This is a genomic window from Methylobacterium sp. CM6241, assembly GCF_054817845.1.
This window is the reverse complement of the sequence record NZ_CM139246.1, coordinates 3,432,724-3,458,280: the sequence shown is the minus strand read 5'-3', so window position 1 is coordinate 3,458,280 and position 25,557 is coordinate 3,432,724. Positions and strand designations below refer to the sequence as shown.

Sequence of the window (25,557 nt, the reverse complement as noted above, 5' to 3'; positions counted from 1 at the left end):
GGGAGGCCGAGGAACGGGCGGTCAGACGGTCGTGATGCTCAGGTCGGTGAACACCGCCGCGACGGCCTCGACCGCGCGCTCCATGTCGGTGGATTCGACGTGGCCGATGCAGCCCACGCGAAACGTCTCCAGCTGCGTGAGCTTGCCCGGATAGAGGATGAAGCCCCGTGCGCGGACGGCGGCGTAGAAATCGGCGAAGCGGTACTTCGGGTCGCGCGGGGCGTGGAAGGTCACGATGATCGGCGCCTGGATCTCGGGCGCCAGGAAGGATTTGAGGCCGAGGCGCTCCATGCCGCGGATCAGCACCTCGCAATTGCGCGCGTACTTGGCGTGGCGGGCCGGCAGGCCGCCCTCCTCGTCGTATTGCAGCAGCGCCTCGTGGAGCGCCGCGACCACGTGGGTCGGCGGGGTGAAGCGCCACTGCCCGGTGCGCTGCATGTAATCGTACTGGTCGCTGAGGTTCAGGGCCAATGAGGCCGAGTTGCCCTCGGCCCGCGCCAGGGCATCCGCCCGCGCGATCACGAAGCCCATGCCGGGCACGCCTTCGAGGCACTTGCCCGAGGCGGCGATCAGCGCCTCGAACGGAACCGTGGCCGCGTCGATGGGGAGCGCCCCGAAGGAGCTCATCGCATCGACGATGAGGCCGCGCCCGTGGCGGGCGACCATTGCGGCGATCTCCGGCAGGGGGTTGAGGATGCCGGTGCTGGTCTCGCAATGGATCAGCCCGACATGGCTGATCGTGGGATCGGCCGCGAGCAGGCTGTCGACGGCCTCGGGCGTCGTGGGCACGTCGTCGGCGGTCTCGTAGACGCTATGATCGCGGCCCAGAGCTTCGCAGATCTTGGCGAGGCGCTTGCCGTAGGCGCCATTGACGAGGACCAGGACCTTGCCGGTGCGCGGCACCAGGGTGCCGATCGCCGCCTCGACCGCGAAGGTGCCGCTGCCCTGGAGTGGCACGCAGACATGGCTGCCGGTGCCGTTGGCGAGGGCGACGAGGCGCTCGCAGACGCTGGCCGTCAGGGCGTTGAAGCTGCCGTCCCAGGAGCCCCAATCGGTCATCATCGCCGCGCGGGTGCGCTCCGACGTCGTCAGCGGGCCGGGAGTCAGGAGAATGGGAGCGGCTGTCATGGTGATCCTGCCCGATCTGCCGTGAGCGCCGGGAGCGCTTCGGGACAGGTAAATCTTGCGTTCGGGCAAGCCATCAGATCAAATCGTTTCTTGTGATGCCCGCCATCAGTTTCGCCGATAGGTCGCCATGAACCTGTTCCAGCTGCGCGCCTTCGACGCCGTCGCGCGGGAGGGCAGCTTCACACGCGCGGCCCAGCGCCTCTGCATCAGCCAGCCGGCGGTGACCGGGCACATCAAGGCGCTGGAGGAGCGCTACGACCTCGTTCTGTTCCGGCGCACGGCGCGGGCGGCGGAACTGACTCCGCAGGGCCGGGCGCTGTCCGAACTCACCGGCCCGCTCTTCGGCCTCGTGGAGCAGGCGGAGGATCTCCTGGAGGCCAACCGGACGCTGGTTTCGGGGCGGGTCGAGATCGCGGTGGATTCGCCCCATATCGTGATGCCGCTGCTCGCCCGCCTGCGGGCCCGCCACCCCGGCATCGTCGTCGGGCTGATCCTCGGCAACGCCGCCGATACCCGCGAGGCCCTGCTGTCGGAGCGGGCGAGCGTCGCCGTGCTCACCGAGGCCGAGGCGCATCCGGACCTCCACCTCGCGGAGATCGCGGTCTCGCGCATCTGCGCCGTGGTCCCGCGCGACCATCCCCTGGCGGGTCGCGCGGCGCTGGATCTGGCCGAACTCGACGGCGCCGCCATGGTGCTGCGCGAGCCCACCTCCGTGACCCGCCGAACCTTCGATCGTGCCTGCCGGCGCATTGGCATCGCGCCCGCCGTGCTGATGGAACTCGACAGCCGCGAGGCGGTGATCGAGGCCGCCGCCGCCGGAATCGGCATCGGCATCGTCTCGTCCCTGGAATGCGGGGAGGACGCCCGGATCGCCGCGATCCCGATCGACGGGCCGGACCTCGTCAATCGACACGCGATCGCCTGTCTGGCGCGACGCCGGAACCTGCGCCTGATCCGTGTCGTGTTCGAACTGGCGGTCGATGCGGCGGAGGCGACGCGATGAGCCGGAAGCCCTCCGCACCGGAGAACCGGGCGCTGGCCGCCTCCCGCCACGACGCGATTCTGGCAAGGCTCGGCCAGGACGGCAGCGTCAGCGTCGAGGCGATGGCGGACCGTTTCGGCGTCTCCCGCGAGACGATCCGGCGCGACCTGAAGGCCCTGGCCGAGCGGGGCCGGCTCGCCATCGTGCACGGAGGCGCGACCCGGCGCGCGGACGAACCCGTCCTGGCCATCCGCGAACGCGACAATCCGGCGGGCAAGGCCGCGATCGGACGGGTCGCGGCGGGGCTCGTCGAGGACGGCATGGTGGTGGTGCTCGATTCCGGCGCCACCACCCTGGCGGTGGCGAACGCGCTGGCCGGCCGCGACCCGCTCTTTTCCCGCCCCATGCCCAAGGGGCTGACGATCTGCACCAACAGCCTGCCGGTGGGGCTCCTGCTCTGCCGCGTCGCCGGCGTGCGGGTCCACTTCCTCGGGGGCGAGATCGAGGGCGCGGACGAGGCGGCTTTCGGCACCGAGGCGCTCACCGCCCTGGCGCGCTTTCGCGCCGACCTCGCCTTCGTGGGTGCCGGCGGCATTTCACCAAGCGGCGAGATCACCGACTTCGCGCCGCTCCCCACCGAGTTGCGCACCCACATGCTGGCGGCGGCGGAGCAGGGCTACGTGGTGGCCGACAGCACCAAGTTCGGTCGCCTGACCCCGATCCGCCTCGCGCCGATCCCGGCGGGGACCGGTCTCATCGTCGATGTCGAGCCCCCGCCCCTTCTCCGGGACGCCCTGACCCGACGCGGCCTCGACCTGATCGTCGCGCCCTGATGTGGTTTTTTGTGGCTTTTTGATTTCTTTTGCAGCGGGTCTGCATTAGGAACGGACGACGTTTTCGGCCGCTCGTCGGCGTGGCGCTGCCCTCACAGGACGCGAGATCTCATGATGGCCACCGGCATGAGCCTACCCGTCTTCTGCGCAGTGCTTGCCGCCGCCTTCATGCATGCGGGCTGGAACGCGGTGGCGAAGCTGCGCCTCGAGCCGATTCTCACCATGGCGCTGATCTCGGCCTCGGCCGGGCTGTTCGCGCTTCCGGCCTCGCTCTGGTTCGGATGGCCCCAAGCCGCCTCCTGGCCCTGGCTGGCGGGTTCGATCCTGCTGCATCTCGGCTATTACATCGCCCTGGCCGAGGCCTACCGGCACGGGGATATGGGGCAGGTCTACCCGATCGCGCGCGGCAGCGCCCCGCTGCTGACGGCCTGCGCCTCGCTCCTGCTGCTGCAGGAGACGCTGGCCCCCCTCGCCGCCCTCGGGATCGGCATCCTCTGCGCCGGGGTCGCCCTGATGGCGTTCGCCAAGGCCGGCGGCCAGCGGCTGAGCCGGGCGGCCCTGGTGCACGCGCTTCTCACCGGCGCCCTGATCTCCGGCTACACGCTGGTGGACGGGCTCGGCGCGCGGGCGGCGGGCGACCCCCACGCCTATGCCGCCGCACTTTTCGTGATCGACGCGATCCCGCTGCCGGTTTTCGTGTTCTGGACGCGGGGCCGCGACGTGCTGCGCTCCGTGCGGGGCCTCATGTTGCCAGGACTCGGGGGCGGAGCCCTGGCCCTCGGCTCCTACTGGATCGCGATCTGGGCGATGACGGTCGCGCCCATTCCCCTGGTCGCGGCGACGCGCGAGACCAGCGTCCTGTTCGCGATGCTGATCTCCGTCATCGTGCTGAAGGAGCCGCTTCTCCTGTCGCGAACGGCGGCGGTGGTCATCATCGTGGCGGGGGTCGTGGCCATGCGCCTGGCCTAGAGGCTCGATCCCGCGGCGCGCTCCGACGATCGAGCACCATGCCGCGAGGGATACGCGAAGCGCGGCAAAGCGGAGCTCCCGATGCGAGGGAATGGATCGTCAGAGCCGCCGGGCCGGGCGACCGTCTCTGACGACGAGCACTTGATTGCGTGCAGGCTGCGAATATCCACTCATGAAGCAAAGCCGGTCCCCGCGACGATGACGCGAAAGTACCGCTCCGGGCGTGTTCCTGCGCGTTTGCTTACGCCGGCAGGATGACCACCTTGGTTTTGACCGGTGTCCGCGAATAGAGGTGGATCATGTCCTGGCTGAGCAGACCGACACAGCCGCTCGTGATGCCCGTGCCGATCGTGTCGGGCTCGCTGCTGGCATAGATCGTATAGAGCGTATAGGCGCCGTTCTGGTAGAGATGAAGGGTGCGGGCGCCGAGCGGATTGTCCAGGCCGCCCGGCATGCCGCGGGCATATTTGGCGGCCTCCGGCTGACGCCGGATCATCTCCTTCGGCGGTGTCCAGGTCGCCCATTCGGACTTGCGGCCGACATAGGCGTCGCCGCTCCAGAGGAAGCCATCGCGGCCGACATTCGCGCCGTAGCGGGTGGCGGAGCCGTCGCCCTCGATGCGGTAGACGTAGAAATTGCCGGGATCGACGACGATCGTGCCGGGAGCTTCCTTGGTGTCGTAGCGAACCGTCCGGCGATAATATTTCGGGTCGACCTTGCTGATATCGGCGGCCGGGATCGGGAATTTCTCGTCCGGCATCGGCCCGTAGATCTTCGCCGCCTCGGCGAGGATCAGGCCGTCGGATGTCGCGCAGCCGGCGAGCCCCAAGGCACTCAATCCAGCGGCCGAGCCGGCCAGGAAAGACCGGCGGGTGAGAGGCCGCGTTCCACGCCCGAGCGGATCGATAATCCCACCGTCCATGATCATGATCCCGGACCTTCCCTGCCCTGCGGACCAAAGAACGAGTGCTCCGGTCGCGCCTCAATGGCCAGCTGAGACTGGCAAGCTCGGCTTTTGCGTCGAGAGTATGGCGAAACTCTCTCGTTGCCGGGGATGGGGGGACGACAACGGCCTTTGAGCGTCTTCGGTGAGGACGATGACTTGCGATGCGAACGACCGGTGCCGCGCCGTCGCGCCAGGAGGCCTCGATGGATCAGGCTCAGCGACGCCCGATATCGGGTCGGCGCCAGCGAGGTGTCGCACCGGTCTTCGCCAAAGCTGGCCGTACGGGTTTCTTTACAGAATTCATCGATGACATGGAGCGATGTTGCAGGGGCTGTCGCCATGCTCCCGATCGATCTCGAGATCGGGAACGGCTCAGTCCGCCAGACGTGCGGGTGATGGGTCGATACAATGGCGACGGGCGTTCAGAATTCTCAGGTCGTCATCCCTCTCTACACCTCGGTCGGGAAGCTGGCCTACAGCCCCCTGGACTCTGCCGGCCTGCAGAGCGGCATGTACGCGCATGTCTCCGTGGTCGGCATCGCCGGGGCCGACGGGAAGCCCGTTCCCGCGTCGCTGAGCCAGACCCTGCCCGCGGCACATTCGACCCCCGGTGCGACCCCCGGTGCGACCCCCGAGGCGAACCACGGGCGGGGGTCGACGTGTCGCCCGCCACCGGCATCTTCCAGGTGGATACCGGATCCTGGGCGACCGTCCTTCCGCAAGAGCTCGTCGAGGCTGCGGTCGGGCCGATCGACTGGACGCAGTATCCGCAATATCGAGAGGGTAGCCTGAAATACAGCAGCGACGGCATCGTCGAAACCGGGCACTGGGTTCCGCTGATCCTCGCCTTCCCCGACGCGACTCTGCCGGATGGCAGCGTGCCGGCGACCACGGTGACGGCCCTCGTCCGCGGCGACGGCACCACGACGTATATGCTCGGCGTCGGGTTCAACACCGGCTTCGCCACGGATGTGAAGGGGACCACGCTCACCTCCGCGAACAATGCCGTCCTGAACCTCGCCGAGATGAAGAGCGGGGAGATGGCCCATAGCTACATGATCGATCGCGAGGGCATGCATCTCGGCTGGTCCGGCGCCGACGAGGGGGCGGGCTGGACCGTGCAGAAGCTCGACGAGGCCCTTTCGGCGCCGTTGCCGGGCAGCCCGCAGGATTGGCTCTGGCCGACCGGCTCCGTCGTCATCGACGGCACGGTCCATAGCGGAATGGACCTGCTCTTCGACACCGGCACGCCGGAAGCCTTCGTCCATTACCCCGGCATCACGAAGCCGGGCCATTTGATGCCGGATGGCAGCGCATTCACCGTGACCGTTCCCGGCTCGAACGGTGCGGCGACCAGTTACGGCTTCGTCCTCGGCGACGAGAGAGGGGATACGCCCTCGAACGTCTGGGAGAGCCGCGCCACCCATGGCTCGGCCTCGTTCATGAATACGGGAGCCCATTTCTTCCGCGACCACACCTACGCCTACGATGCGGATAAAGGTCTCATCGGGTTCAAGACCAACGGCGCGCCGGTCTCTCCGACGATGGCCGAGGAGGTTTCGTTCATCAACGGGCTCTCGCCCGACGGAACGCTGACGGAGGCGAGCTTCGCCGGCTGGGAGGGTAGGACGGCGCATAAATGGGGGGCGCCCACCGCCGGAACCGGAGCGACGATCACCTATGCCTTCGATCCGGACTCGTCGTTCTCCGCGAACGAGCAGGCCACCGTCCTGCGGGCCTTCGCGACCTGGTCGGGCGTGGCGGATGTCCGTTTCGTGGCGGCTTCGTTGAGCACGGCCGCCGACGTCCTGATCCATCGCGGGAACGATGGCCGGGCCGACACGAGCAACACGAGTTCACGCGGCAGCGGAAGCACCCTGGGCACGCCTCAGAGTTAGGTCGTGGTCTCGATCGATACGAGCAAGCATGGGTTCGACCTGTCGGGCTCCCTCCACAAGGCCGCCGGATACGGGTTCGGGACCATCGTGCACGAGATCGGCCATGTGCTGGGTCTCGGACATGATGGCCGCTACAACGGCAAGGTCGATCCGGCGACCCAGCAATTCAGTGCCTATGACGACCGCGAATGGTCGGTCATGTCCTATATCGACTGGACCAAGGCGCATGACGCCAAGTACCGCGCGAGCGATCCGGTCGCCGGCACGGATTGGGGCCATGCCGATGGCGAAACCCGCAAATCCAGCCAATCGCTGATGCAACTCGACATCCTGGCGATCCAGCAGCTCTATGGCGCCGCCTCGCCGGCCGGCACGCCGTTCTCGGGCGGGCAGACCTACGGCTTCAACAGCTCGATCACCGGTCCCCTGGAGAAGATCTACGATTTCAGCCTCAACACGCAGCCGGTTCTGACCCTCTTCAACGAAGGCCGCCACAATATCCTGGACCTGTCGGGTTTCGCGAAGGCCGCCTTCGTCGATCTCCGCGCGGGGGCCTTCAGCAGCGTCGCCGGCCTGACGAACAACATCGCCATCGCTCAGGGCACGGTGATCGAGACCGCCATCGGTGGAAGCGGGCGCGACACCATCGTCGGAAACGATATCGCAAACCTCCTCGACGGCGGCGACCGGTCCGACTTCCTCTACGGCCTGAAGGGCGGCGACACCTACATCGTCGATAGCAAAGCCGATCGCGTCTACGAACTCGCGCATCAGGGCTACGACCGGGTTCTCACGGATGTCGGCTACGCCCTCGGCACCGGCCAGTCCGTCGAGTTTCTGGCCGCCAGGGACGCCACCGCCACGGACGCCTTCAAGCTCGTGGGCAACGAGATCAACCAGGTGCTGCGCGGCAATGCCGGCGACAACGTCCTGAACGGCAAGGGCGGTACGGACAGCCTTTACGGTGCTGCCGGCAACGACACCTACATCGTCGACCGCCTCGCCGACCGTGTCTTCGAGACGGGCGACGAGGGCCGCGATACGGTCGTGGCGTCGACGAGCTATGCCCTGGCCGCCGGCCAGGAGATCGAGATACTGAAACTGGCGATCGCCACCGGAACGTCGCGTCTGCACCTCGTCGGGAACGAGTTCGACACCCTGTTGCGCGGCAACGAGGGCGCCAACACCCTCGACGGGGGATTGGGTTCCGATATCATGAGGGGGCTCGCCGGACGCGACGTCTTCGCGTTCTCGACCACACTCGGGGCCAACAATATCGATCGCCTTACCGATTTTACCGTGGGCGAGGATCGCATCCGGCTCGACGACGCCATCTTCACGGCGCTGGCCCCCGGTCGCCTCGCCGCCGACGCGTTCAAGGATGTGAGCGTGGCCAGGACCGATGCCGACGATCGCATCCTCTACGATCACGACACCGGAAACCTGTTCTATGACGCGGATGGCAGCGGTACGGGACAGGCCATCCGGTTCGCCATCCTGAACGACGGGGTCGATCTCGGCTACCGCGACCTCTTCGTGGTGTGAGACCGAGCCGCGCCAGCTCTGCCGGATGGGGTTCTGTCACGCGCGATCAGGGCGCCAGTGACCGTCCATGCCTCAGCAAGGCGTCGATGAAGTTCTGGATTTCCGTCTGGCGCCGCTCGGGGTCGGTGACCTGATCGTCGAGTCCCAGCCGCCAGGCGAGGTCGCGCCGGTCCGGCTCGCGATGGAGGTTCTCGACCAGGGCGGCCTGCGCCTCGACCTCGGCGGGGGACAGGGCGAGCCCGCTCTCCACGAGATCGTCGGCCTGGCGGCGCAGGGCGCCCGCAACCTCGTCGAGGCCGATTTCGGGGTGGTACTGCACGCCCCAGAAGACACCCCCGTCATGGCGGATCTCGGCGGCCTGGACCGTGGTACCCCGGTTGCTCGCCAGGAGGGACGCGCCCGCCGGCAGGGTCTCCACCTCGTCGGTATGAATGCTCGGAGCGTCATAGGCGGCGGGTCGGCCGGCCAACATGGGATGGGCACGGCCACTCTCGGTGACGGTGATGCGGCGGGCAAAGCCAGCCTCCGGGCCGTGAAGGTTGCGTCGCACGGTTCCGCCGGCTGCGACGGTGGCGAGTTGCAGCCCGGCGCAGGAGCCGAAGGCGGGGGTGCCGGATGCGAAAGTGGCCTGCATGAAGGCGACCGCGCGCCGAACTTCCGGTGTCTCCTCGTAGAGGGCGAGCGGCGAGCCGCTGAAGAAGACGGCATCGTAGCCGTCCGGCGTTTCACCCGGCGGCAGGGCGCTGTCCGCGTCGGCCGGCGTGACCCGGTGACAGGTCGCGCCGGGTGCCATTCGAGCCAGGAGATCGAGATAGGTTTCTCCGGATGACCGCCCGACGCTTTTCCGGCGTTCGTCGCGCGCTTCGGGAGGCTCGCTTTCGGCGATCAGGAAGCGCAACCCGGCTGTGGTGACCTTCAAGGAAACGCGTGCTCCGGAGAGTTATTCTCCGGTACCCGAACCGGTGGCGGCGATCCGCGTTCCAGCCTCGGCGAACCTGCCGCAGGGGGCTCGACGGTCCGCGCCACCAGCGTCGCGCTCATGACGCGTGGGAGGATCGGCGCATCATGGCTACGGTTCCGAAGTCCAGTCCCGGATGTTCCGCCGAGCCGGAGAGTCGGCTTCGTTTAAGATTTTCTCCGGGTCCGACACATCCAAAACGAAGGTCCGAGAGTTTTCAGGGCAAGCCGTCTTCGGGCGGCGTGTCTCGTGACTGAAGGAGAAGACGATGAGACTGCTCGCCTTGGGCGCACTCTCTGCGCTGACCCTGGGAGCTTGCTTGAGCGTCGGTTCGGTGACTGCACAGGCCGGCGATTACGGCTATGGCGGCTACGATGAGCCCGCGACCGTGGTCACTCGGCGCACGGTTGTCGAGCGCCAGGTCGTTCGCCCGCAACGGTTCGTGCGTGAGGAGATCATCGAGCGACCGCCGGTCTATGCGCCGCGCCGCGTCGTCCGCGAGGTGATCGAGGAAAGGCCGGCCGTCTATCGGCCGCGTCCGGTGGTTCGGGAGGTCATCGTGGACCGGGAGCGCGTCTACGACCATCGCCCTTATGGTCCTCGTCCGGTCGGGTTTCGGCACCCTGGGCCCGATTTCGAGCCTTACGATTGACAGTGGCCGACAGGGTGTAAGCCCGTGGGACAGTGCGAGGGGCCTGTGAGGCCCCTCGTCACGCTCAGGCGGGGCCTCGCTGAGGCTGACAATATCGAGGCTGACTTGCCGAGACCTTGCCGCTTCAGGCCTTCCCACTTCAAGCCTTCCCACTTCAAGCTTTGCCGCCCTCGCCTTCCCTGACCGCCGCATCATATCCGGCGATCCATTCCGCATGCGCCTCGGTGCCCTCGGCATAGGGGCAATCCTCGCGCCTCAATCCCTTGCCGGGGGCGTAGTAGCCGAGGGCGCGGTGGTCGAGGTTGTCGTCTGGAGGCTGTGTCATTGCCGCAAGGTAGGGCGCCATGAGCCCGGTCCAAGAGGGCGAAGCCCGATGAAGGGCTGCGGCGGAAAGCTTGAGCGCAACAATCGCTGTATCAGGCTATTTGATCCGGGACCCCAAATGTCGTGCGATGATTGATATTTGCTATAAACCTTCTATAATTGACGCGATGTCGCCATTTATTCTTGGAACATTGCTTGATCAGCATGGTTTTTGGCTGAGCACCTAAAGCTAAGCTACATCGGCGAGGTGCGTCCTCAAGCACTCGGAGCACTGCAATGCATCGTCGCGCCTTCGTACTTGGCATGCTCACGGCCACCGCTTCCCTTGCCGTCACCCGCACCGCGGCGGCCCAGCCTGTTCCCGGTGGTGGCATGCCAACGCCGGTCTACCTCAACATGGCGACCAAGGGCGGCCTGTTTCTCGAGAACACGGCGCGTGATGCGTTCGACAAGACGACCAACCCTCGGGTGAAGAAGTTCTCCCGCGCGGAAGTGGTCGAGCAGGTAAACCTGTCCCGCAAATTGGCTCCCTATTCGGAGGGGTTGGCCTCCGCGGCGGCAGGCGGCCCTCCCGGCCCAGGAGGTCTCATCGGGGGACTCGTCGCGGCGCCTCTGGCTGTCGCGGGTGGGGTGGCCGGCGCCGCTGTTGGTGTCGCCGGCGGTGCGCTGGGGGCCCCTCCGCCCGGCGGCATGACCACGGACGAGCAGAAGGCTCAGCTCCTCTCGCAGCTTGCCGCGACCCAGCCGGGCCCGCAATATGATGCGGCCTTCGTGAGCGCCTCGCTGCAAGGCCACCAGGAAGCCTATGCCATTCATGGCTCCTACGCCGAGAGCGGCGAAGATCCCCAGCTCCGCCGCATTGCCCAGGGCGCCATCCCGCTCATCCGGCTCCACATTTCCCAGCTGACCAAGATGCAGGCGATGATGGGCGGCCAACGCGGCTGACCGTCCCGGCGTTGCGGCGCGTGAAGGGCTCGGCGGGGTTCCGCCGGGCCCTCTCCGTTTCAGGAACGGCGGCGCCCTCGTCTGACCCACGCAACGAGCGCGGCGACGCCGACAAGGGCCGCGCCGGCGAGGACGGCCCGGGGCCATGGAGCGACGGAAGATGGGCCGCTCGGCCGGGACAGAAGTCGCCCGCCGCCGCTGTCGGGTCCCAGAAGCCATGAGAGCGAGCGGCGCAGTTTCGCGGCCGCGTCACGGTCGAACCATTCGCCGTGCGTGAAGATCACTCTCTCCGGCTCGAATCCCACCAGACGTTCGGCCGCTCGCGCGACCTCGCTACGGTTCGCGCGCAGAAGAAGCCTGAGATAGAGCGGCGCCTTTCCGTCGGGGGAGACGATCCCGAGCATGCGGGCCAGGGACCGCGGCACGGCGGACAGATCATCCGCCCGCAGGTTAATGATGAGGTCGGTGAGGAGAAGCGTGCCGCTCGGTCGGTGAAAGAGGCAGACCTCTTTGAACACGGGGCCGGCGACCAGCACCTGGTCGATCTCGTCGGCCCAGAGGCGGGGCGGTCTGTTCCCGAGCTCGGCGTCGATCCGGACACCGGAGCGGCGAACCTGGCCACGATCCTCGAGTCCCGGGACCGCCCAGGTGATCGCGTTCGGACAGGCCGCCTGCCAATCCCGGAGGAACATCCAATGGCCGACGCTCGGGGCCACGAGATGACCGATGCGGCCGAGTTCCTCCAAGCCGCGCTGTAGGCCTGGATTGTACGGGATGGGCGAGTGCAGGAGCAGTTCGCCACCCGCCAACCGTAGAACCGTCATGCGGATCGGCAACGGTATCCCGCCCGCATGGATGGGGGCCGCGTCCACGATCCAGACGCCATCGGCAACCTGTTTCAGGGTATTCAGAGGTGGATAGCCGGTTTCGTACGCCACGCCATGGATCTCCGGGTTCGCTGTCCATCAGAGGGTGAAACGTAGGAACCGGGCGCGAGGGTCCCATCTTGGGCGTTACTCAACGCTCAAAGGCTCTGTCTTAGAACCTGCGGCACGATATGCCTTCTGTAGCGTTGGGAGCACCGGCTATAGCCGGTGGCCGGGGAAGCGGGCCACTAAGTCGCACACGAAAAGCCCCCGAAACCCGGCGGGCGCCGGGGCTTTTCCGCGCATTGATGCGTTGGCCGCTGCCGAACAAGGAGACCCTCATGGCAGCGAATGACAAGGCCACGACCTACACCCTGAAACAGGCCCTCGCGGCGAAGGTTGGCGACCACGTCGAGATCGCAGTGGAAGCCGAGGACGGGACCAAGTTCAAGATCGTGGCGACCGCCGAGCAGCTGGACGCGCTGACCGGCGATCTGGAAACCATCCTCGACGAGGACGACGCAAAGGTCGAGGCCGCGGAGTAACCGCGATCCGGCACGGTGATCATTGATTATTAACTATATTGCCCCCATCTAGGGGACATACCGATCGCGACCTCGTCGCTTCATCGGAGACGGCCACGATGCCGGGACAGGGTGACGCCGGATGTACGCGCACTTTGGCCCGGCCTTCGTGGCCGTTGGCTTTGACAGGAGCCGGGAACTCTTCGCTGAGCTTCCAACGCTACGTCTCTTCTGTCCGACATCATGTCATCCACGGGCGGGAAAGCATGCGCCGCCGCACGGTCGAACCGGGCCGTGAGCGAGGTGGAGTGACGGGCGGCCCATCCGCCCGCCTCGGTCTTTCCCATCGCTGATGTCTTCTCCTCGCGACTCTGTTCGAGACTGTTCGCGATGATGTGTTTCGTGAGATGTCGAATGAATGCAAAAGCTGCCGGCATCGTGTTGCCCGCGATCCACCCCCGTTCTAATCCATCGCTTTGAGAAGGATCGCGACTTGGATCGATCGACGGATGTTTCCGACGTCATACACGCCGAGCCGAACGATGCCGTCGAGACTGGGCCGGACGCTGTCCTGGAACCGTTGGCGGACTTCCCCCATATCGATCTCCGCACCGGGGTAGAGCCCTGGGAGAAGCGCCGGGCCGCCGGCAAGACCTTGCGGGGGAAAGTGCCTCACGCGGTCCATGCCTCTCTCGACATCGGCTCCGACCGTCCCGATCCGGTCTCGCTGATCGAGGGCGCTCATGATGGCAGGCAGACCCATCTGGTCCCGCTCAGGGTCGCCCGCATGGCGAGCTCCCCGTTCGCCTTCCTGCGCGGCGCGGCGCATGTGATGGCCTGGGACCTGGCGCAAGGACCCCACGGGACGATCGACGTCGTGATGAACGGCGACGCCCACATCTCGAATTTCGGATTGTTCGGGACACCGCAGGGTGAAGTGGTGTTCGATCTCAACGATTTCGACGAGGTGACGATCGGGCCCTGGGAATGGGACCTGAAACGGCTCTGCGCCAGCATCGAGGTGGCGGCGCGCGACGATGGCGTACGGGCCGTGGAGCGGCGGGCGGCCGTGCTCGCGGCCGTTGCCGGGTATCAGCACACCATGGACGATCTGGCGCCCCGTGGTTCCCTCGATGTGTGGCAGCGGGCGGCGCGGGCCGACCAGCTCGAATTTTCCGGTATCGAGATCGACGCGCAATCCCAGACGGTGGTGCGCAAGGCCGTCGAGAAGGCGCGCCGCAAGAACAACAAGAGCTTGCTCGACCGGGTCGGCGAGCGACGCACAGATGGCAGCTGGCGCTTCAGCGAGGAGCCGCCGATCCTCATGCGCGTCGACGAGGAGACGCGCCAGAACGTGACCTCGGGCCTCGAACGTTATGCCGAGACCTTGCCGCGCGAGCGCCGCTTCATGCTCAACCGCTATCACGTGGTCGATGTGGCCCATCGGGTGGTCGGGGTCGGGAGTGTCGGAACCCGCGCCTATGTCGCCCTGCTCTGCGGCAATTCCGATCAGGACGCGCTCTTCCTTCAGGTCAAGGAGGCCGTTCGCCCGGCCCATGCGCCCTATCTGACCGGCATGCCCGAACCCTATGCGAGCCACGAGGGCGAGCGCGTCATCTACGGGCAGAAGCTCCTGCAGGCGGTGGGAGACCCCCTGCTCGGTTGGACGTCGATCGACGACCGGCCGTTCTATGTCCGCCAGATGAAGAACATGAAGGGGGAGATTCCCATCGCCAGGATGGCGGGGCAGCCTTTGCTGTACTTCTCCCACGCCTACGGCGCCCTCCTCGCTCGGGCGCATGCCCGTACGGGTGATGCGGCCGCCATCGCCGGCTATTGCGGTCATGACGGGCGCGCGGATCTGCGCGAGGCCTTCGCGGACTGGGCGCACGCCTACGGAGATCAGAACGAGGCGGATTACCGGGCGTTCCTGTCCGCGATTTCTGATGGCAGGCTCGAGGCCGCGCCGGATTCCTGCCTCTGATCGGGGAGGCGGGAGGGATGGGCGCCTCGGCCCATTGCCCTATCTCGCCATGGTCGCCGAGCAGGGAACCGATCATGAGTACCGAACGCGCCGAGGGCTACCACGAGGCATTGTCGAGCGTCAGAACCACGATCCAGCGACGCGTGAAGGCCGCCGACATATCGCATGAGGGGAAGCTGGAACTCCTCGACCTCCTGTCGATGCTGGACGATATGCTGAATTCGGGCAAGCGGGACGAGGATGCCGACCGGTCCCCACCCGTGCCCCTGAGCGGCAGCTTCTGACCACCCGTCGTCACCGCGGGGAGGTTTTGACAGCGGACGCGGTCCGATCCTCCGGACGGTGCCGAGCAGGCATCGTCGAGACGGCATCGATTCCCTGCTAAGGGTGCCCGTCCCTCTTCTCGGGGAGCGAAAGGGGGACGGCGTCCCCTTGCAGGGTCCGGCTGGTGAGGGGCATCGCCATACGGTAGCGCAAGCCGTCGGGCGTGAAGGTGAAGCTCGCCTCGGCCTTCAGGTTGTGCGCCAGCATCTCGCTCAGAACCACCGTGCCAAAGCCCTTGCGGCGCGGCTCGCGCTCGTCCAGCGGCACGCCACGCTCCACCCAGTCGAACACGAGGTAGGGGCCGCCATCCCGCTCCTCGATTTTCCGCTCCTCGATCCGCCATGTCACGGCCAGGCCGCCCCCCGGCGTGGATAGGGCCCCGAACTTGAGGGCGTTCGTCGAAAGCTCATGCAGCGCGAGCGCGAGGGGTTCGGCCGCGCGCAGATGCAGCCGCAGGTCCGGTCCGTCGACCTGCGTGCGTCCATCCTGGTAGGCGAGCGCGCTGGTGAGTTCGTCAGTGACGAGGCGGTCGAGATCGACCCCGGCCAAGGGGTTCTGGATGATGACGTTCTGCACCCGGGCCATGGCGGCCAACCGCCCGTCGAGATGCGCGGTGTAATCCTCCAGGCTCTCGCTGAATTCGGCCGAACGCCGCGCGATCATGCGCATCGTCGCCAGCGTGTTGCGCACTCGGTGCTGCAATTCGGCCAGCAGCACCACCTGCTCTTCTGTGTCCGTCGGGTTGGATCCCATCGTCATCGCAGCTCCACGGCATGCTTGAGGCAGAACCGGTTCAGGATCACATCGATCCGTTGGCATCGAAATGATGGCCTTCGTGGTCGAGGTGAAGATAACTCGGATTGAACAAGGATGCCCTCTGCAGGGCAAGAAAGTCGGGAATGGTCAGGCGCCCACCCTTCAGCACGATCAGGCCGGCGCGTCGCAATTCCTGCAGCGTGCGGTTGATGTGCACGTTCGAGAGCCCGAGCGCATCCGCCAGTTCCACCTGCGTCAGGGGCAGGTCACAGGTGGTGCCTTCCGTCAGGCCGACGCTCTGCAAGCGCAGGAAGAGTTCGCAGAGGAGATGACCGACGCGCTCGAAGGCCGTGCGCTGGCCTAGATTGACCGTCCATTCACGCTGGACCGCGACCGTCACCAGGGTGTCCCACCAGAATGCCTTGGTGAGCCGCACATTGTCGTTGGCGATCTGTTCCAGCGCGGCGCGCGAGATCTCCGCCAGTTTGACGGAGGTGAGGGCAACGATGGAATGGTCCATCTCGCGCAGGAGATAGACGTGGCTGTCGCAGAGATCGCCCGGCACGAAGAAGGAGATGATCTGACGCCGGCCATCGTCGAGCTGCTTGTAGCGACAGGCCCACCCTTCCAAGATCAGGTTGACGTGATGAGGATCGTCACCTTCGCTGATGATATCGGAGTGTTTTGCAAAAATCCGCTGCTTGCTGGCCGCGATTTCCAAGGCCTGCCGGTCGTCATGCGAGAGCTTGGTGAAGTGCTCAAGCTTGCGAAGGAGATGTTGCGGCATGCTTTCCTCGTCGTGCGCAGAGCACGAATAGAGAATTGCCCACACACAATAATTTACTTGTGTTAAGTTTCCGGGGGGCTTCCCATTCACCCCCCTGTAAATGAAAGCAAGACCTTGCACGGGTGCCGCCGTCAAGCCTTGAGGAGCGTCTCGATCGCGGCAAGCACCGTTTCGGGCTCGACCGGCTTTTCCAGGCGGAGAACATGGGCGTAGGCGTCCGGGATGACGCCCTGGTCGTAGCCCGTCGTGAAGACGAACGGCACGGATCGGGCGATCAGAACGTCCGCGAGCGGGTAGACGCACTCGCCCCCGAGATTCACGTCCAGGCTTGCTGCATCCGGCTTCGTACGTGCCTCCAGGATCTGGAGGCCGCTCCGCACGGAGGCGACCGGGCCCAGCATTTCGGCTCCGGCATCCTGCAATTCGCGCCGCAACTCGTCCGCCAGGAAATACTCATCCTCCGCGACGAGGATGCGTCGGCCTTGGAATATGCTGTGCGGCATCGGTGTCCTTCTGGCGGATCGTGCGTTCCGATACGGGAAGTGCAATGGTGCAGTGAATGCCGTCGGCTTCCATCACGTAGGTTGTTCTGGCCCCGAGTTGGTAGGGCAATGCCCGCTCGATCAGTTCGCGGCCGGAGCCGCCTCCCTGCGGCTGATCATCCCGCGATGGCATCCGCACGCCGTGCTCACGCCAGTCCACATGGAGCCATGGGCCATCTTCCGGTCCGGGATACTCCACGTGCCAGCGAATTTCGAGGCGTGCCTGCCGCTGCGCGAGCGCCCCGTATTTCAGCGCATTCGTCGCCAGTTCGTGCAGGGCCAGGGCGAAGATCTGGACCGTCGAGGAGCGCAGCGCGATCGCCGCCGGCCCGTTCATGCTGACGCGGGAGGCCCCGCCGTCGAGCGCGGCCACTTCGCTCCGGATCAACTCGTCGAAACTGACTCTCTCACCCTCGGCGAGGCGAGACAGTAATCCCTGCACACGGGCGAGGGCCGCCAGGCGCGGGCCGTAGCGCGCCCGGAAATCGGCGAGATCCGTGCTGTTGCGCAGGGTTTTGTCGACGGTGGCGCGCACCACGCCCATGAGATTGCGGGTGCGGTGCTGCAGCTCCGCCACGAGCACGCTCATATGCTCGGCCGTCTCCTTCTCCTCGGTGATGTCCCGGCCGACGCCGCCGATCCAGCACACGGCACCGGCCGCGTCGCGCATGGGAAAATCGGTGTCCCGCAGCCAGCGGATGCCGCCGTCACTGGGCCGCCTGACGCGATACTCGAAGGTGACGCTCTCGCCCGTCCGGACCCGTTGCAGGCTCTCGACCGCACGCTCGCGGTCTTCCGGCACGATCAGCTCGACCCAGCTGGTCATGTGGTCGCCGGCGACTGCCGTCGCACGGTCGAGACCGTAGATCGTCTCGAAGGCAGGCGTGAGATAGACCCACTGGAAGGTCGAGGCGTCGCGCATCCAGAGCACGTTGGAAGAGGCTTCGCCGAATTGGCTGAGGCGCTCCTCGCTCTCGCGCAACGCCGTCTCGGCTTTCCTGCGCGCCGTCACATCGCTGGCCGTTCCCAGCCATTCCTTGATCTCGCCCCACTCCGTGAGCGTCGGCACGGCACGGGACAGGCTCCAGCCGAGCGACCCGTCGCTGCGGATCACCGCATGTTCCAGCTCGAAGATCGATCGCGTCGCGATTGCCCGGTCGATGGCGGCGCGGACCTCCGCCTGGTCGCCGGGGCGGATGTAGCGGTCGAGCCAGGTCTTGTTCGGCTGGTCCGTGGCGCTCCGGAAGGCGCGTCCCTCCAGCCGTTGCAGCTCGGACCAGTCCGGGCTCATCCGGTAGACGACGTCCGAACTGGCGGTGACGAAGGCACGGAAGCGCTCCTCGCTCTCCCGCAGGGCCGCCTCGGTGCGCTTGCGAGGTTGGATGTCCTTGAACAGGATGGCGACCCGCTGCTGTTCGGTGGTGCCGACGCGAAAGGCATAGACGTCGTACCAGCGCCCGATGGCGCTCGACCGGCGTTCGAACCGTTCCGCCACGCCGTTCAGGGAGATCCGGCCGAACGTCTCGAACCAGTTCGCCTCGAGCCCGGGGAGCAACTCCCGCATCGTCCGGCCGACGGCGTCGCCGAGCCCGGTCTGGTGACCGAATGCAGGATTGACGGAGAGGAACCGGTAATCGACCGGACGCTGCCTGTCGTCGAAGATCATCTCGACGATGCAGAAGCCCTCGTCGATGGAGTTGAACAGATGGCGGTACATCGCCTCGCTCTCCTCCAGTTTCGTTTGCGCGACCTCGTCTTGCAGACGCAGGATCTCCTCCTGAGCCGCCTTCCAGGCGGTGATCTCCTTGGCGGTGGTCGCCACGCCGTCGCCGAGTTTCACCACCGATTGGTAGAGCCAGCCGTCTCCTCGCTCGTGTGCGTAGCGGCGTTCGGCGACCGAGGACCGGCCTGTCTGCACGACCTGCCGAAAAGCCTCGAAGGTCCCTTCCTGAACCACGCCTGGACTGCGTTCGAGGAGGCTTTGTCCCCTCACCTCGCCGAGGTGCCGTTCCGACGTGTGGTTGTTCAACCGCCAGCGGAAATCGACGATCTCGCCCGAAGCGTCCCGGACAGCCTCGAAGACCTGGATCATGTCCATTGAACTGTCCAGCGTAGCCTGCAGCAGGTCACGGCTCAGCTTCAGCTCGGCCGTGTGCTCCCTCACCTCCCGTTCCAGTTCGGCACGATGCCACGCTTCGGTTTTGCGTAGTGCGTCATGGGCGTCCGTCAGGGCACGGGTACGGTCCATGACCCGCTGCTCCAGTTCGCTCCTGCCGGCCCGTGCCTCATCAAGGGCGCCGGTCATGGCGTAAGCGGCGGAGGCGAAGTGCGTCAGCCGAGTGAGGAGCCTGAGATCCTCGCCGTCGAAGCCGCGACCGGGGTCATGGATGCCGGCCCAGAGCGTACCGACCGGCTCATCGCCGGCACGGAACGGCACCAGCAGGAGTTCCCGGATCAGCGGCTCGACACGGGCGGCCGGGAAGCGGGTATGGGGGCGGGAAAGCAGCAGGGGAATATTGCGGCTCACCACGAGTCCGCAGGGGCTCTCGTCGAAGGAGATCGAGCCGCCCATATGCGCAGCCCATGGTCCTGCGATTGCCGGCCAGTGGAAGCTTTTCGTCGGCTCTCCCGACCCGAGAATGCTGATGCCGGCCGACTCGGCCATGCCCATCTCGACGACGAGATCCGCCAGGCGCTGCAGGACCGTGTCCGGCCGGACGGCCAGCGCCTGGGCCAGTTCGGCCAGCGCATGGGCTTCCGCCTCGTAGTCGGGAGGCCGTACGGGACGCCTCAGCAACGCGTCGGTGATCAGGACCTCTTCGAGGCCGGCCAACGCATCCGGTGACTCCGTGAGGGTCATCTCTCTTGGGTGCTCGTCGTTCGTTCGAGGTCGAAGCAGCCAGGAACACTGCGAGCGTACTCAATTTCGCTCTCCAGCGCGAATGTCATCAATCTTTCCGCGATAGGGCGCGCTGAATCAATTTAAACTTGTGCCGAAAGCCGAATACGCATTGGTCCAATCTCCAAGGTGCCGCTTTCGCTCGAGACGGACCGATCGACGTCGAGGGGACGAGCCGGCGGTGCGCGCCCTATCCGTCCGCGTCCGTCCGGGATGCCCGGTCGCCGAGGATGAGATCGAGCTCCCGAAAGACCGCCGCATTGCTCACCGGTTTCTCCAGCCGCCGAGCGGATGCGTATCGGTTCGGGATCGTCGCCAGATCGTAGCCGGTGGTGAACAGGAACGGTACGTCGAGGGCACGGAGGGCGTCGGCCACCGGGTAAACCTCGTCACCCCCGAGATTCACGTCCAGGATGGCGGCGTCGGGCGGCATCGGGCCTTTGAGGAGGGCGAGGGCACCCTCGAGGGTGGCGATGGGACCGAGCACCTCGGCGCCGGCATCGGACAAACCGCGCGACAGTTCGTCGGCCAGGAAGTACTCGTCCTCCACCACCAGGATACGCCGGCTGCAGAGCGTCCGCTTCGGCATCATGTCTACTCCCTTCCCCCGTTGTGAAACGGATGGAACCATGATGCCGTCAACGTCATCTTCTTCCATCACGTAGATTGCTTATGCGTCGAACCAGTCGGGTGGGGGGCGATTACTCAGCCCACCGGCCGGATCATCCCGTTTATAACGATGCGCTCCTGCGTGGGAGCGGACCCTGCGGGCGGACGAAACACGTCATGCGTCTTGAAACCGGTTCGGTTCGATGGCTCGCCGGCAAAAGCCGGATCCTCGTCGCCGGTTGACCCGAGGGCTGAAAATCGCGAGGAACAAAGGCCGAACGCGTTGCCTGCCTGCTGCCCCGTGCACCGATGTGACAGCCCGATCCGATGTCGAGCCCTGCCGACACTGCCTCCGTCCGCAAGATCATCCATATCGACATGGATGCGTTCTACGCGTCCGTCGAGCAGCGCGACGATCCGGCTCTGCGAGGGCGGCCCCTTGCGGTCGGCGGGTCGCGCGAGCGCGGCGTGGTGGCGGCCGCCAGCTATGAGGCGCGAGCCTTCGGTGTGCGCTCGGCCATGCCCTCCGTCACGGCCCGGCGCCTGTGCCCCGACCTCGTCTTCGTCAAGCCGCGCTTCGAGGTCTATCGGGCGATCTCCGAAGAGATCCGCGCGGTCTTTGCCCAGCATACCGCGATCATCGAACCGGTGGCCCTCGACGAGGCCTATCTCGACGTCACCGAGAACCTGCAGGGGCTGACCACCGCCACCGAGGTGGCGCGGGCGATCCGGGCGGAGATCCTCGCGCGGACCGGTCTCGTGGCATCGGCCGGCGTCTCCTACAACAAGTTCCTCGCCAAGGTCGCCTCGGACTTCCGCAAACCCGACGCGCTGTTCGTGATCACGCCCGTGATGGGCCCTGGCTTCGTCGAGGATCTGGCCATCGGCCGGTTCCACGGCGTCGGCCCCGTCACCGAGGCGAAGATGAAGCGGCTTGGCATCCTTACCGGCCGCGACCTGAAGGCCCGCTCCCTGGAAGAGCTGCAGGCGGCCTTCGGGAGCTCGGCGGCCTATTATCATTCGGTGGCGCGCGGCATCGACGAGCGGCAGGTGCGTGCCCATCGGATTCGGAAGTCGGTGGGGGCGGAGACCACCTTCTCGGAGGACCTCACCGAGTTCGATGCCATGGAGGCGCGACTGGCGCCGCTCATCGACAAGGTCTGGGCATCCTGCAGCGCCAAGGGTGTCGCCGGCCGCACCGTCACGCTGAAGGTGAAATTCTCGGATTTCGTCCAGATCACTCGGGCGCAGTCCTTCGAGTCTCCGGTCGCCGGTCGCGATACGATGATGCACACGGCGCTGGGACTGCTGCGCACGGTGTTCCCGCTCCGCCGCAGCGTTCGCCTGCTCGGCGTCTCCCTGTCGGGCCTGCAGCAGGGCGAGACGGAGGGACCGCGCCAACTCGGGCTCGCGATCTGATCCCGGCAGCGGGCAACGGCGGATGACGATTGCCGCGCGACACCGGCGCACTATCTGAATCGAGCAGCTCATGGATCGATCGGGTCCGGACCAGGACGTGCGGATAAGAGGGAATGCATGAGCAGCCGGAATGACAAGGGACTCCTGCTCCTCCTCGGCGACGCCATCGGCGAAACCCAGATCCTGATCTCCAAGCAACTCGCCCTGTTCCAGACCGAGATCGGGTCGGCGGTCAATCAAGTGGCGCGTCCGCTTGCCCTGTTCCTGATGGCGGCACTCTTCGTCCTGATCGGATTGTTCGTGCTCCTGGTCGCCTTCGTCAAAGGGCTGGCGCTCCTGATCGGTTCGGAGGCGATCGCGTCGCTGATCGTCGGCGGTGCCTTTGCCGCCGTGACGCTCGGTCTCTTCGCCTTCGGGTATCGGTTGATGTCCCTCTCGAACCTGGAGCCGATGCGGACGCGGCGCCAACTCGCACGGGACCGGGACGCCCTGAGAGCCCGCTGACGCCGAGCCAGCAGCCGCCTTCCGGTCTCCTCGCCGATCGACCTCCGGGCTCAGGCGGGGATTTCCTGTTTGTCGACCACCCTGCCCCGCTCGTCGAAGCGGTAGGCCAGCATCTGGGCCGTGGCGAGATGCACGTCGGCCACCTCGGCGGCGCTGATCCCGTCGAGATGCATGATCAGCGCCCGCAGCGAATTGCCATGCGCCACGAGAAGAACCCGCCTGCCCTCCCGGACCCGGGATTCGATCTCGTCCCGGTAATACGGCAGCATCCGGTCGGCGGTCATCGCCAGGCTCTCGCCGCCCGGCGGTATCGCATCGAAGGACTTGCGCCAGGCACGGACCTGCTCCACGCCCCAGCGTTCCTGGGATTCGCGCTTGTTCAACCCGGCGAGCTCGCCGTAATCGCGCTCGTTCAGCGCGGCGCTCCGGTGGACAGTAAGGTCGGGTTGCCCGAGGCCCGCCAGGATGAGAGCCATCGTGCGCCGGGCCCGCGTCAACTCGCTGGTGAAGGCGAGATCGACGACGAATCCGAGCTCTTTCAGCCGGCGCCCGGCGCTCTGCGCCTCGCTGACGCCGCGTTCCGTCAGATCGGGATCTCGGATGCCGGAGAAGAGGTCACGCTCGTTGTCGTGGCTCTGCCCGTGGCGGACGATGACGAGAGTTCGGTCGGGAAGGAGCATTCGGGGAGCGGTGTCCGCAGGAGGTCGGGCGAAGTCGGGTTGTGCGAAGTCAGGTCGCGGGTCAACGCCTGCGGCTGCCGGTCAACGCCTACGGCTGCCGCGCGGGCCGGTGACCACCGGGGTGTTGGCCCGGTTCTCGTCGAGGAGCTTGCGCCACCGGGTCAGACGTTCGGGATCGAGCGTGCCCTCCGTGACGGCGGCCTGAACGGCGCAGCCCGGCTCGTGGGCGTGGGTGCAGTCCCGGAAGCGGCAGGAGGGGGCCAGCTCGACGATCTCGGCGAACAGCGTATCGATGCCCTCCGCGGCGTCGCTCACATGCAGCGTGCGCATCCCCGGCGTATCGATGACCCAGCCGCCGCCCGCGATGGCATGGAGGGAACGCGACGTGGTGGTGTGGCGCCCCTTGGCGTCGTGTTCGCGGATCCCGCCGGTCTCCTGGGGGAGATCCTGATCCGGGCCGGCGAGCGTATTGACCAGGGTCGATTTCCCCACCCCCGATGAGCCGACGACCGCCACGGTCAGACCTTCGCCGCACCAGGGGGCGAGGAGCGTCACGGCGTCCGGAAGGCGCGGATTGACCGTGACGACGGCGAGGTCGCGCTGCAGGCCGGCGGCCTGCCGCCGGTAGCTCTCGGCATCGGGCGCCATATCGGCCTTGGTGAGGACGATCACCGGGTTCGTCCCGCCCTGATTGGCGAGCGCCAGGTAGCGCTCCAGCCGGGCGATGTTGAAATCGGCGTTGCACGACGTGACGACGAAGAGGGTATCGACATTGGCCGCCGCCAGCTGCAGCGGGCCTCCGCCTTCGTTGCGCCGTTGCAGCACGCTCCTGCGTGACAGACGGCGCTGCATCGTCCCGGTCTCGGGCTCGACCAGCACCCAATCGCCCACGGCGAAATCGCCGGTCTGGGTATGGACCGGAAGCACGAGCCCCACCGCCCCCGTGAGGGACAGGGCGGTCAGCCGGGAGCGGTGGACCGTCGCGATCCGCATGGGCACGAGACCGGCCTCGGCCGGTTCACGTTGCTCCTCGAAGAAGTCGGACCATCCGAGACGGGAGGGCCGCAGGGAATGAGAGTTGCTGAGATCATCGGTCACCGGTCAGCCATGACAGGGCCTTGGCGGATTGACCAGCGCTTCGCCGTCCCCTGGCGCCCTCCCCTTGCTCCGTGGCGGCAAGGTGACCGATCATCGAGGCAACGGATTAGGAAGAATGGATTCCAGGGATGGGTCAGACGATGTCGAAGCTCGAGGAGAAGCGCGAGGAGATCGCGGCCCTGATCGCATCGGAACTCGGTCTCGGCGATCTGACCGGATTGAGCGAGGCCGACCACGCGGCCGTCGATCGCCAGACCTCGGAAGTGATCGAGGGCTGCGCCCTCGACACGGATGAGCCGGCCGATTGCGAGGAGGCGGGCACGCAGCTTCAGCAGCGGCTGCGAGAGTACCGCGCCCTGCTGGAGTTGCGGACGGACGAGGCGGATGCCCGGCTGGCCGAAGAGGGCGAGGTGTTCGGCCGCGAAGACGATGCGTGAATCCGGCCCCGCCGGCACCGGAAGACTGCCCTTCGCCTATGTTCTCGACGGAAGTCCGTTCGCGACGGCCCCGCCCGACGTGTCGAGCTTGGCCCGACATCCGACCGCGTAGACATTGGGCGGCCGGCTGCCGACCTCACGCTGCCAGCGGCAGGTTTGCGTGAGCCTCACATAGACATCCAGAACCGAGGCGTGATCGCCGAATTGCTGGCGGAGGCGGGCGACCCGATAGATGCCCCGGCGCTCGCAAGGACCGCAGGCGATGACGAGGTGCGAGGCCCTCACGTCGCAGAGGCGCTCCATGTCAGGCCACCGAACCGGGAGATGAGCCCCGGATCCTGCTCTGCGCCGGTGCGACGTTGCCGGTAGCTGCCTCCCCGCCGGCCATGTTCGTCGCTTCGGACGTAGCTAGGGCCGCAAGCCGCAGCAAAGGATCGGCCAGCATGGTGGACACTCCGCGCATAAGAACATATAGAGAACATAGAGTTCAAGCGAGGAGGTCAAGATGCAGACGGCCGACCTGTGGATATCGGGAAATCTCTCTCCCGCCGGCCTGCCCTCGGGCATGGCGAAGCGCGCGAATGCCGGTTCGGCGGCACGCGTGCCGTCACCCCGCACGAGCGGAGACCGGGCCATGCATTTCGACGTGCTGGAGGAGCGGGTCGGGCGCTGGGGCTGGTCACTGCGTGACGCTTACGGCCAGGAGGTCGCCCATTCTCCGATGCCGTATCCGAGCCGTGTCCAGGCCTCGGCGGCGGCCTTGGCCTTTTCCCAGCTCGTGGCTTACGCCGGCAAGCAGATGCGCCGGCCCTGAAGCCGGACGGCGAGTGTTTGCCGGGTGTGGATTCCCTCGCGCCTCGTGCGAGCGAATGACGGATCGACCCGTTCCCCTAACGGATACTGCCGCAGGGGAGCGAACCGATCCTGCCGGGGATCTCGAAGATCGTC

Annotated in this window: 27 protein-coding genes; 14 read left to right on the top strand and 13 right to left on the bottom strand. The window is 66.6% G+C overall.

Features of this window, described 5'->3' with window-relative positions; translation table 11 throughout:
- Positions 1–21 precede the first annotated feature (21 nt).
- The gene (locus tag ACYQR9_RS16215; protein WP_461227323.1) at positions 22–1,128 is read right to left on the bottom strand and encodes a 2-aminoethylphosphonate--pyruvate transaminase; all 1,107 of its coding nucleotides are present in this window, start codon (positions 1,126–1,128) and stop codon (positions 22–24) included.
- 127 nt (positions 1,129–1,255) lie between these two features.
- Between ACYQR9_RS16215 and ACYQR9_RS16210 the strand changes: the two genes are divergently transcribed.
- The 3 genes from ACYQR9_RS16210 (at position 1,256) to ACYQR9_RS16200 (ending at position 3,912) form a co-directional block, all read left to right on the top strand.
- Positions 1,256–2,131, top strand: a complete 876-nt coding sequence (locus ACYQR9_RS16210; protein ID WP_461227321.1) for a LysR substrate-binding domain-containing protein — start codon at positions 1,256–1,258, stop codon at positions 2,129–2,131.
- Positions 2,128–2,943 (top strand): DeoR/GlpR family DNA-binding transcription regulator, encoded by an 816-nt coding sequence (locus ACYQR9_RS16205; protein ID WP_207411302.1) that lies wholly within the window; start codon positions 2,128–2,130, stop codon positions 2,941–2,943. The genes ACYQR9_RS16210 and ACYQR9_RS16205 overlap by 4 nt, the downstream gene beginning before the upstream one ends.
- A gap of 126 nt (positions 2,944–3,069) precedes the next feature.
- Positions 3,070–3,912 carry an EamA family transporter gene (locus ACYQR9_RS16200; protein WP_461227319.1) on the top strand — a complete coding sequence of 281 codons (843 nt, stop codon included), beginning with the start codon at positions 3,070–3,072 and terminating at the stop codon, positions 3,910–3,912.
- A 241-nt stretch (positions 3,913–4,153) separates the two neighbouring features.
- On the opposite strand, the gene ACYQR9_RS16195 is transcribed toward ACYQR9_RS16200, so the two are convergent.
- Positions 4,154–4,840: a L,D-transpeptidase family protein gene (locus tag ACYQR9_RS16195; RefSeq protein ID WP_461227317.1), complete on the bottom strand. Its 687-nt coding sequence runs from the start codon at positions 4,838–4,840 to the stop codon at positions 4,154–4,156.
- A 677-nt stretch (positions 4,841–5,517) separates the two neighbouring features.
- Between ACYQR9_RS16195 and ACYQR9_RS16190 the strand changes: the two genes are divergently transcribed.
- The gene (locus tag ACYQR9_RS16190; protein WP_461227315.1) at positions 5,518–6,756 is read left to right on the top strand and encodes a hypothetical protein; all 1,239 of its coding nucleotides are present in this window, start codon (positions 5,518–5,520) and stop codon (positions 6,754–6,756) included.
- 3 nt (positions 6,757–6,759) lie between these two features.
- A complete protein-coding gene (locus tag ACYQR9_RS16185; RefSeq protein WP_461227313.1) occupies positions 6,760–8,301 on the top strand; it encodes a M10 family metallopeptidase C-terminal domain-containing protein in 1,542 nt (513 codons plus the stop codon).
- Positions 8,302–8,347: 46 nt separating this feature from the next.
- Here ACYQR9_RS16185 and ACYQR9_RS16180 read toward each other — a convergent pair whose 3' ends face one another.
- Positions 8,348–9,220, bottom strand: coding sequence for a type 1 glutamine amidotransferase (locus tag ACYQR9_RS16180; protein ID WP_461227311.1), 873 nt, complete (start codon positions 9,218–9,220; stop codon positions 8,348–8,350).
- Between the two features lie 307 nt (positions 9,221–9,527).
- On the opposite strand from ACYQR9_RS16180, the gene ACYQR9_RS16175 reads away from it, so the two are divergent.
- Positions 9,528–9,911 (top strand): hypothetical protein, encoded by a 384-nt coding sequence (locus ACYQR9_RS16175; protein WP_056434164.1) that lies wholly within the window; start codon positions 9,528–9,530, stop codon positions 9,909–9,911.
- A gap of 154 nt (positions 9,912–10,065) precedes the next feature.
- On the opposite strand, the gene ACYQR9_RS16170 is transcribed toward ACYQR9_RS16175, so the two are convergent.
- Complete coding sequence (locus ACYQR9_RS16170; protein WP_244477943.1) at positions 10,066–10,257, bottom strand: Rmf/CrpP family protein; 192 nt, start codon at positions 10,255–10,257, stop codon at positions 10,066–10,068.
- Positions 10,258–10,511: 254 nt separating this feature from the next.
- On the opposite strand from ACYQR9_RS16170, the gene ACYQR9_RS16165 reads away from it, so the two are divergent.
- Positions 10,512–11,180: a DUF4142 domain-containing protein gene (locus ACYQR9_RS16165; RefSeq protein ID WP_207411306.1), complete on the top strand. Its 669-nt coding sequence runs from the start codon at positions 10,512–10,514 to the stop codon at positions 11,178–11,180.
- Between the two features lie 59 nt (positions 11,181–11,239).
- Here ACYQR9_RS16165 and ACYQR9_RS16160 read toward each other — a convergent pair whose 3' ends face one another.
- Positions 11,240–12,118, bottom strand: a complete 879-nt coding sequence (locus tag ACYQR9_RS16160; protein WP_207411307.1) for a DUF4336 domain-containing protein — start codon at positions 12,116–12,118, stop codon at positions 11,240–11,242.
- A 269-nt stretch (positions 12,119–12,387) separates the two neighbouring features.
- Here ACYQR9_RS16160 and ACYQR9_RS16155 point away from each other — a divergent pair, with 269 nt between their 5' ends.
- The 3 genes from ACYQR9_RS16155 (at position 12,388) to ACYQR9_RS16145 (ending at position 14,838) form a co-directional block, all read left to right on the top strand.
- Positions 12,388–12,591: a hypothetical protein gene (locus ACYQR9_RS16155; protein ID WP_461223645.1), complete on the top strand. Its 204-nt coding sequence runs from the start codon at positions 12,388–12,390 to the stop codon at positions 12,589–12,591.
- 502 nt (positions 12,592–13,093) lie between these two features.
- Entirely contained in the window at positions 13,094–14,554 is a 1,461-nt protein-coding gene (locus tag ACYQR9_RS16150; RefSeq protein WP_461229820.1) for a DUF2252 domain-containing protein, read from the top strand.
- A 74-nt stretch (positions 14,555–14,628) separates the two neighbouring features.
- On the top strand, positions 14,629–14,838 hold the full coding sequence (locus ACYQR9_RS16145; RefSeq protein WP_056434160.1) for a hypothetical protein: 210 nt from the start codon (positions 14,629–14,631) through the stop codon (positions 14,836–14,838).
- A gap of 97 nt (positions 14,839–14,935) precedes the next feature.
- Here ACYQR9_RS16145 and ACYQR9_RS16140 read toward each other — a convergent pair whose 3' ends face one another.
- The 5 genes from ACYQR9_RS16140 to ACYQR9_RS16120 form a co-directional block, all read right to left on the bottom strand.
- On the bottom strand, positions 14,936–15,637 hold the full coding sequence (locus tag ACYQR9_RS16140) for a sensor histidine kinase (protein WP_461227308.1): 702 nt from the start codon (positions 15,635–15,637) through the stop codon (positions 14,936–14,938).
- A 40-nt stretch (positions 15,638–15,677) separates the two neighbouring features.
- Positions 15,678–16,421, bottom strand: a complete 744-nt coding sequence (locus tag ACYQR9_RS16135) for a Crp/Fnr family transcriptional regulator (RefSeq protein WP_461227306.1) — start codon at positions 16,419–16,421, stop codon at positions 15,678–15,680.
- 131 nt (positions 16,422–16,552) lie between these two features.
- On the bottom strand, positions 16,553–16,924 hold the full coding sequence (locus tag ACYQR9_RS16130; protein WP_056434152.1) for a response regulator: 372 nt from the start codon (positions 16,922–16,924) through the stop codon (positions 16,553–16,555).
- Positions 16,875–19,823 carry a PAS domain S-box protein gene (locus ACYQR9_RS16125; RefSeq protein ID WP_461227304.1) on the bottom strand — a complete coding sequence of 983 codons (2,949 nt, stop codon included), beginning with the start codon at positions 19,821–19,823 and terminating at the stop codon, positions 16,875–16,877. Before ACYQR9_RS16125 ends, ACYQR9_RS16130 begins: the two co-directional genes overlap by 50 nt.
- A 229-nt stretch (positions 19,824–20,052) precedes the next feature.
- Positions 20,053–20,454 carry a response regulator gene (locus tag ACYQR9_RS16120; protein WP_348646094.1) on the bottom strand — a complete coding sequence of 134 codons (402 nt, stop codon included), beginning with the start codon at positions 20,452–20,454 and terminating at the stop codon, positions 20,053–20,055.
- A gap of 344 nt (positions 20,455–20,798) precedes the next feature.
- Between ACYQR9_RS16120 and dinB the strand changes: the two genes are divergently transcribed.
- Complete coding sequence (gene dinB, locus ACYQR9_RS16115) at positions 20,799–21,890, top strand: DNA polymerase IV (RefSeq protein WP_461227302.1); 1,092 nt, start codon at positions 20,799–20,801, stop codon at positions 21,888–21,890.
- Between the two features lie 117 nt (positions 21,891–22,007).
- Positions 22,008–22,394, top strand: coding sequence for a phage holin family protein (locus ACYQR9_RS16110; RefSeq protein ID WP_461227300.1), 387 nt, complete (start codon positions 22,008–22,010; stop codon positions 22,392–22,394).
- A gap of 50 nt (positions 22,395–22,444) precedes the next feature.
- Here ACYQR9_RS16110 and ACYQR9_RS16105 read toward each other — a convergent pair whose 3' ends face one another.
- Positions 22,445–23,074, bottom strand: coding sequence for a 2,3-bisphosphoglycerate-dependent phosphoglycerate mutase (locus ACYQR9_RS16105; RefSeq protein WP_207411311.1), 630 nt, complete (start codon positions 23,072–23,074; stop codon positions 22,445–22,447).
- A gap of 81 nt (positions 23,075–23,155) precedes the next feature.
- Positions 23,156–24,172, bottom strand: a complete 1,017-nt coding sequence (gene rsgA / locus ACYQR9_RS16100; RefSeq protein ID WP_461227298.1) for a ribosome small subunit-dependent GTPase A — start codon at positions 24,170–24,172, stop codon at positions 23,156–23,158.
- 140 nt (positions 24,173–24,312) lie between these two features.
- Here rsgA and ACYQR9_RS16095 point away from each other — a divergent pair, with 140 nt between their 5' ends.
- The gene (locus tag ACYQR9_RS16095; protein WP_461227296.1) at positions 24,313–24,609 is read left to right on the top strand and encodes a hypothetical protein; all 297 of its coding nucleotides are present in this window, start codon (positions 24,313–24,315) and stop codon (positions 24,607–24,609) included.
- Between the two features lie 36 nt (positions 24,610–24,645).
- Here ACYQR9_RS16095 and ACYQR9_RS16090 read toward each other — a convergent pair whose 3' ends face one another.
- On the bottom strand, positions 24,646–24,912 hold the full coding sequence (locus ACYQR9_RS16090; protein ID WP_056434138.1) for a hypothetical protein: 267 nt from the start codon (positions 24,910–24,912) through the stop codon (positions 24,646–24,648).
- A gap of 202 nt (positions 24,913–25,114) precedes the next feature.
- Between ACYQR9_RS16090 and ACYQR9_RS16085 the strand changes: the two genes are divergently transcribed.
- Entirely contained in the window at positions 25,115–25,423 is a 309-nt protein-coding gene (locus tag ACYQR9_RS16085; protein ID WP_246747837.1) for a hypothetical protein, read from the top strand.
- Positions 25,424–25,557: the final 134 nt, after the last annotated feature.

Bases quoted from the DNA above. Each gene is read 5' to 3' on its own strand.
- ACYQR9_RS16215 (WP_461227323.1), bottom strand. From the start codon at position 1,128: ATGACAGCCGCTCCCATTCTCCTGACTCCCGGCCCGCTGACGACGTCG.
- ACYQR9_RS16210 (WP_461227321.1), top strand. From the start codon at position 1,256: ATGAACCTGTTCCAGCTGCGCGCCTTCGACGCCGTCGCGCGGGAGGGC.
- ACYQR9_RS16205 (WP_207411302.1), top strand. From the start codon at position 2,128: ATGAGCCGGAAGCCCTCCGCACCGGAGAACCGGGCGCTGGCCGCCTCC.
- ACYQR9_RS16200 (WP_461227319.1), top strand. From the start codon at position 3,070: ATGAGCCTACCCGTCTTCTGCGCAGTGCTTGCCGCCGCCTTCATGCAT.
- ACYQR9_RS16195 (WP_461227317.1), bottom strand. From the start codon at position 4,840: ATGATCATGGACGGTGGGATTATCGATCCGCTCGGGCGTGGAACGCGG.
- ACYQR9_RS16175 (WP_056434164.1), top strand. From the start codon at position 9,528: ATGAGACTGCTCGCCTTGGGCGCACTCTCTGCGCTGACCCTGGGAGCT.
- ACYQR9_RS16170 (WP_244477943.1), bottom strand. From the start codon at position 10,257: ATGGCGCCCTACCTTGCGGCAATGACACAGCCTCCAGACGACAACCTC.
- ACYQR9_RS16165 (WP_207411306.1), top strand. From the start codon at position 10,512: ATGCATCGTCGCGCCTTCGTACTTGGCATGCTCACGGCCACCGCTTCC.
- ACYQR9_RS16155 (WP_461223645.1), top strand. From the start codon at position 12,388: ATGGCAGCGAATGACAAGGCCACGACCTACACCCTGAAACAGGCCCTC.
- ACYQR9_RS16145 (WP_056434160.1), top strand. From the start codon at position 14,629: ATGAGTACCGAACGCGCCGAGGGCTACCACGAGGCATTGTCGAGCGTC.
- ACYQR9_RS16140 (WP_461227308.1), bottom strand. From the start codon at position 15,637: ATGACGATGGGATCCAACCCGACGGACACAGAAGAGCAGGTGGTGCTG.
- ACYQR9_RS16135 (WP_461227306.1), bottom strand. From the start codon at position 16,421: ATGCCGCAACATCTCCTTCGCAAGCTTGAGCACTTCACCAAGCTCTCG.
- ACYQR9_RS16130 (WP_056434152.1), bottom strand. From the start codon at position 16,924: ATGCCGCACAGCATATTCCAAGGCCGACGCATCCTCGTCGCGGAGGAT.
- ACYQR9_RS16125 (WP_461227304.1), bottom strand. From the start codon at position 19,823: ATGACCCTCACGGAGTCACCGGATGCGTTGGCCGGCCTCGAAGAGGTC.
- ACYQR9_RS16120 (WP_348646094.1), bottom strand. From the start codon at position 20,454: ATGATGCCGAAGCGGACGCTCTGCAGCCGGCGTATCCTGGTGGTGGAG.
- dinB (WP_461227302.1), top strand. From the start codon at position 20,799: ATGTCGAGCCCTGCCGACACTGCCTCCGTCCGCAAGATCATCCATATC.
- ACYQR9_RS16110 (WP_461227300.1), top strand. From the start codon at position 22,008: ATGAGCAGCCGGAATGACAAGGGACTCCTGCTCCTCCTCGGCGACGCC.
- ACYQR9_RS16105 (WP_207411311.1), bottom strand. From the start codon at position 23,074: ATGCTCCTTCCCGACCGAACTCTCGTCATCGTCCGCCACGGGCAGAGC.
- ACYQR9_RS16095 (WP_461227296.1), top strand. From the start codon at position 24,313: ATGTCGAAGCTCGAGGAGAAGCGCGAGGAGATCGCGGCCCTGATCGCA.
- ACYQR9_RS16090 (WP_056434138.1), bottom strand. From the start codon at position 24,912: ATGGAGCGCCTCTGCGACGTGAGGGCCTCGCACCTCGTCATCGCCTGC.
- ACYQR9_RS16085 (WP_246747837.1), top strand. From the start codon at position 25,115: ATGCAGACGGCCGACCTGTGGATATCGGGAAATCTCTCTCCCGCCGGC.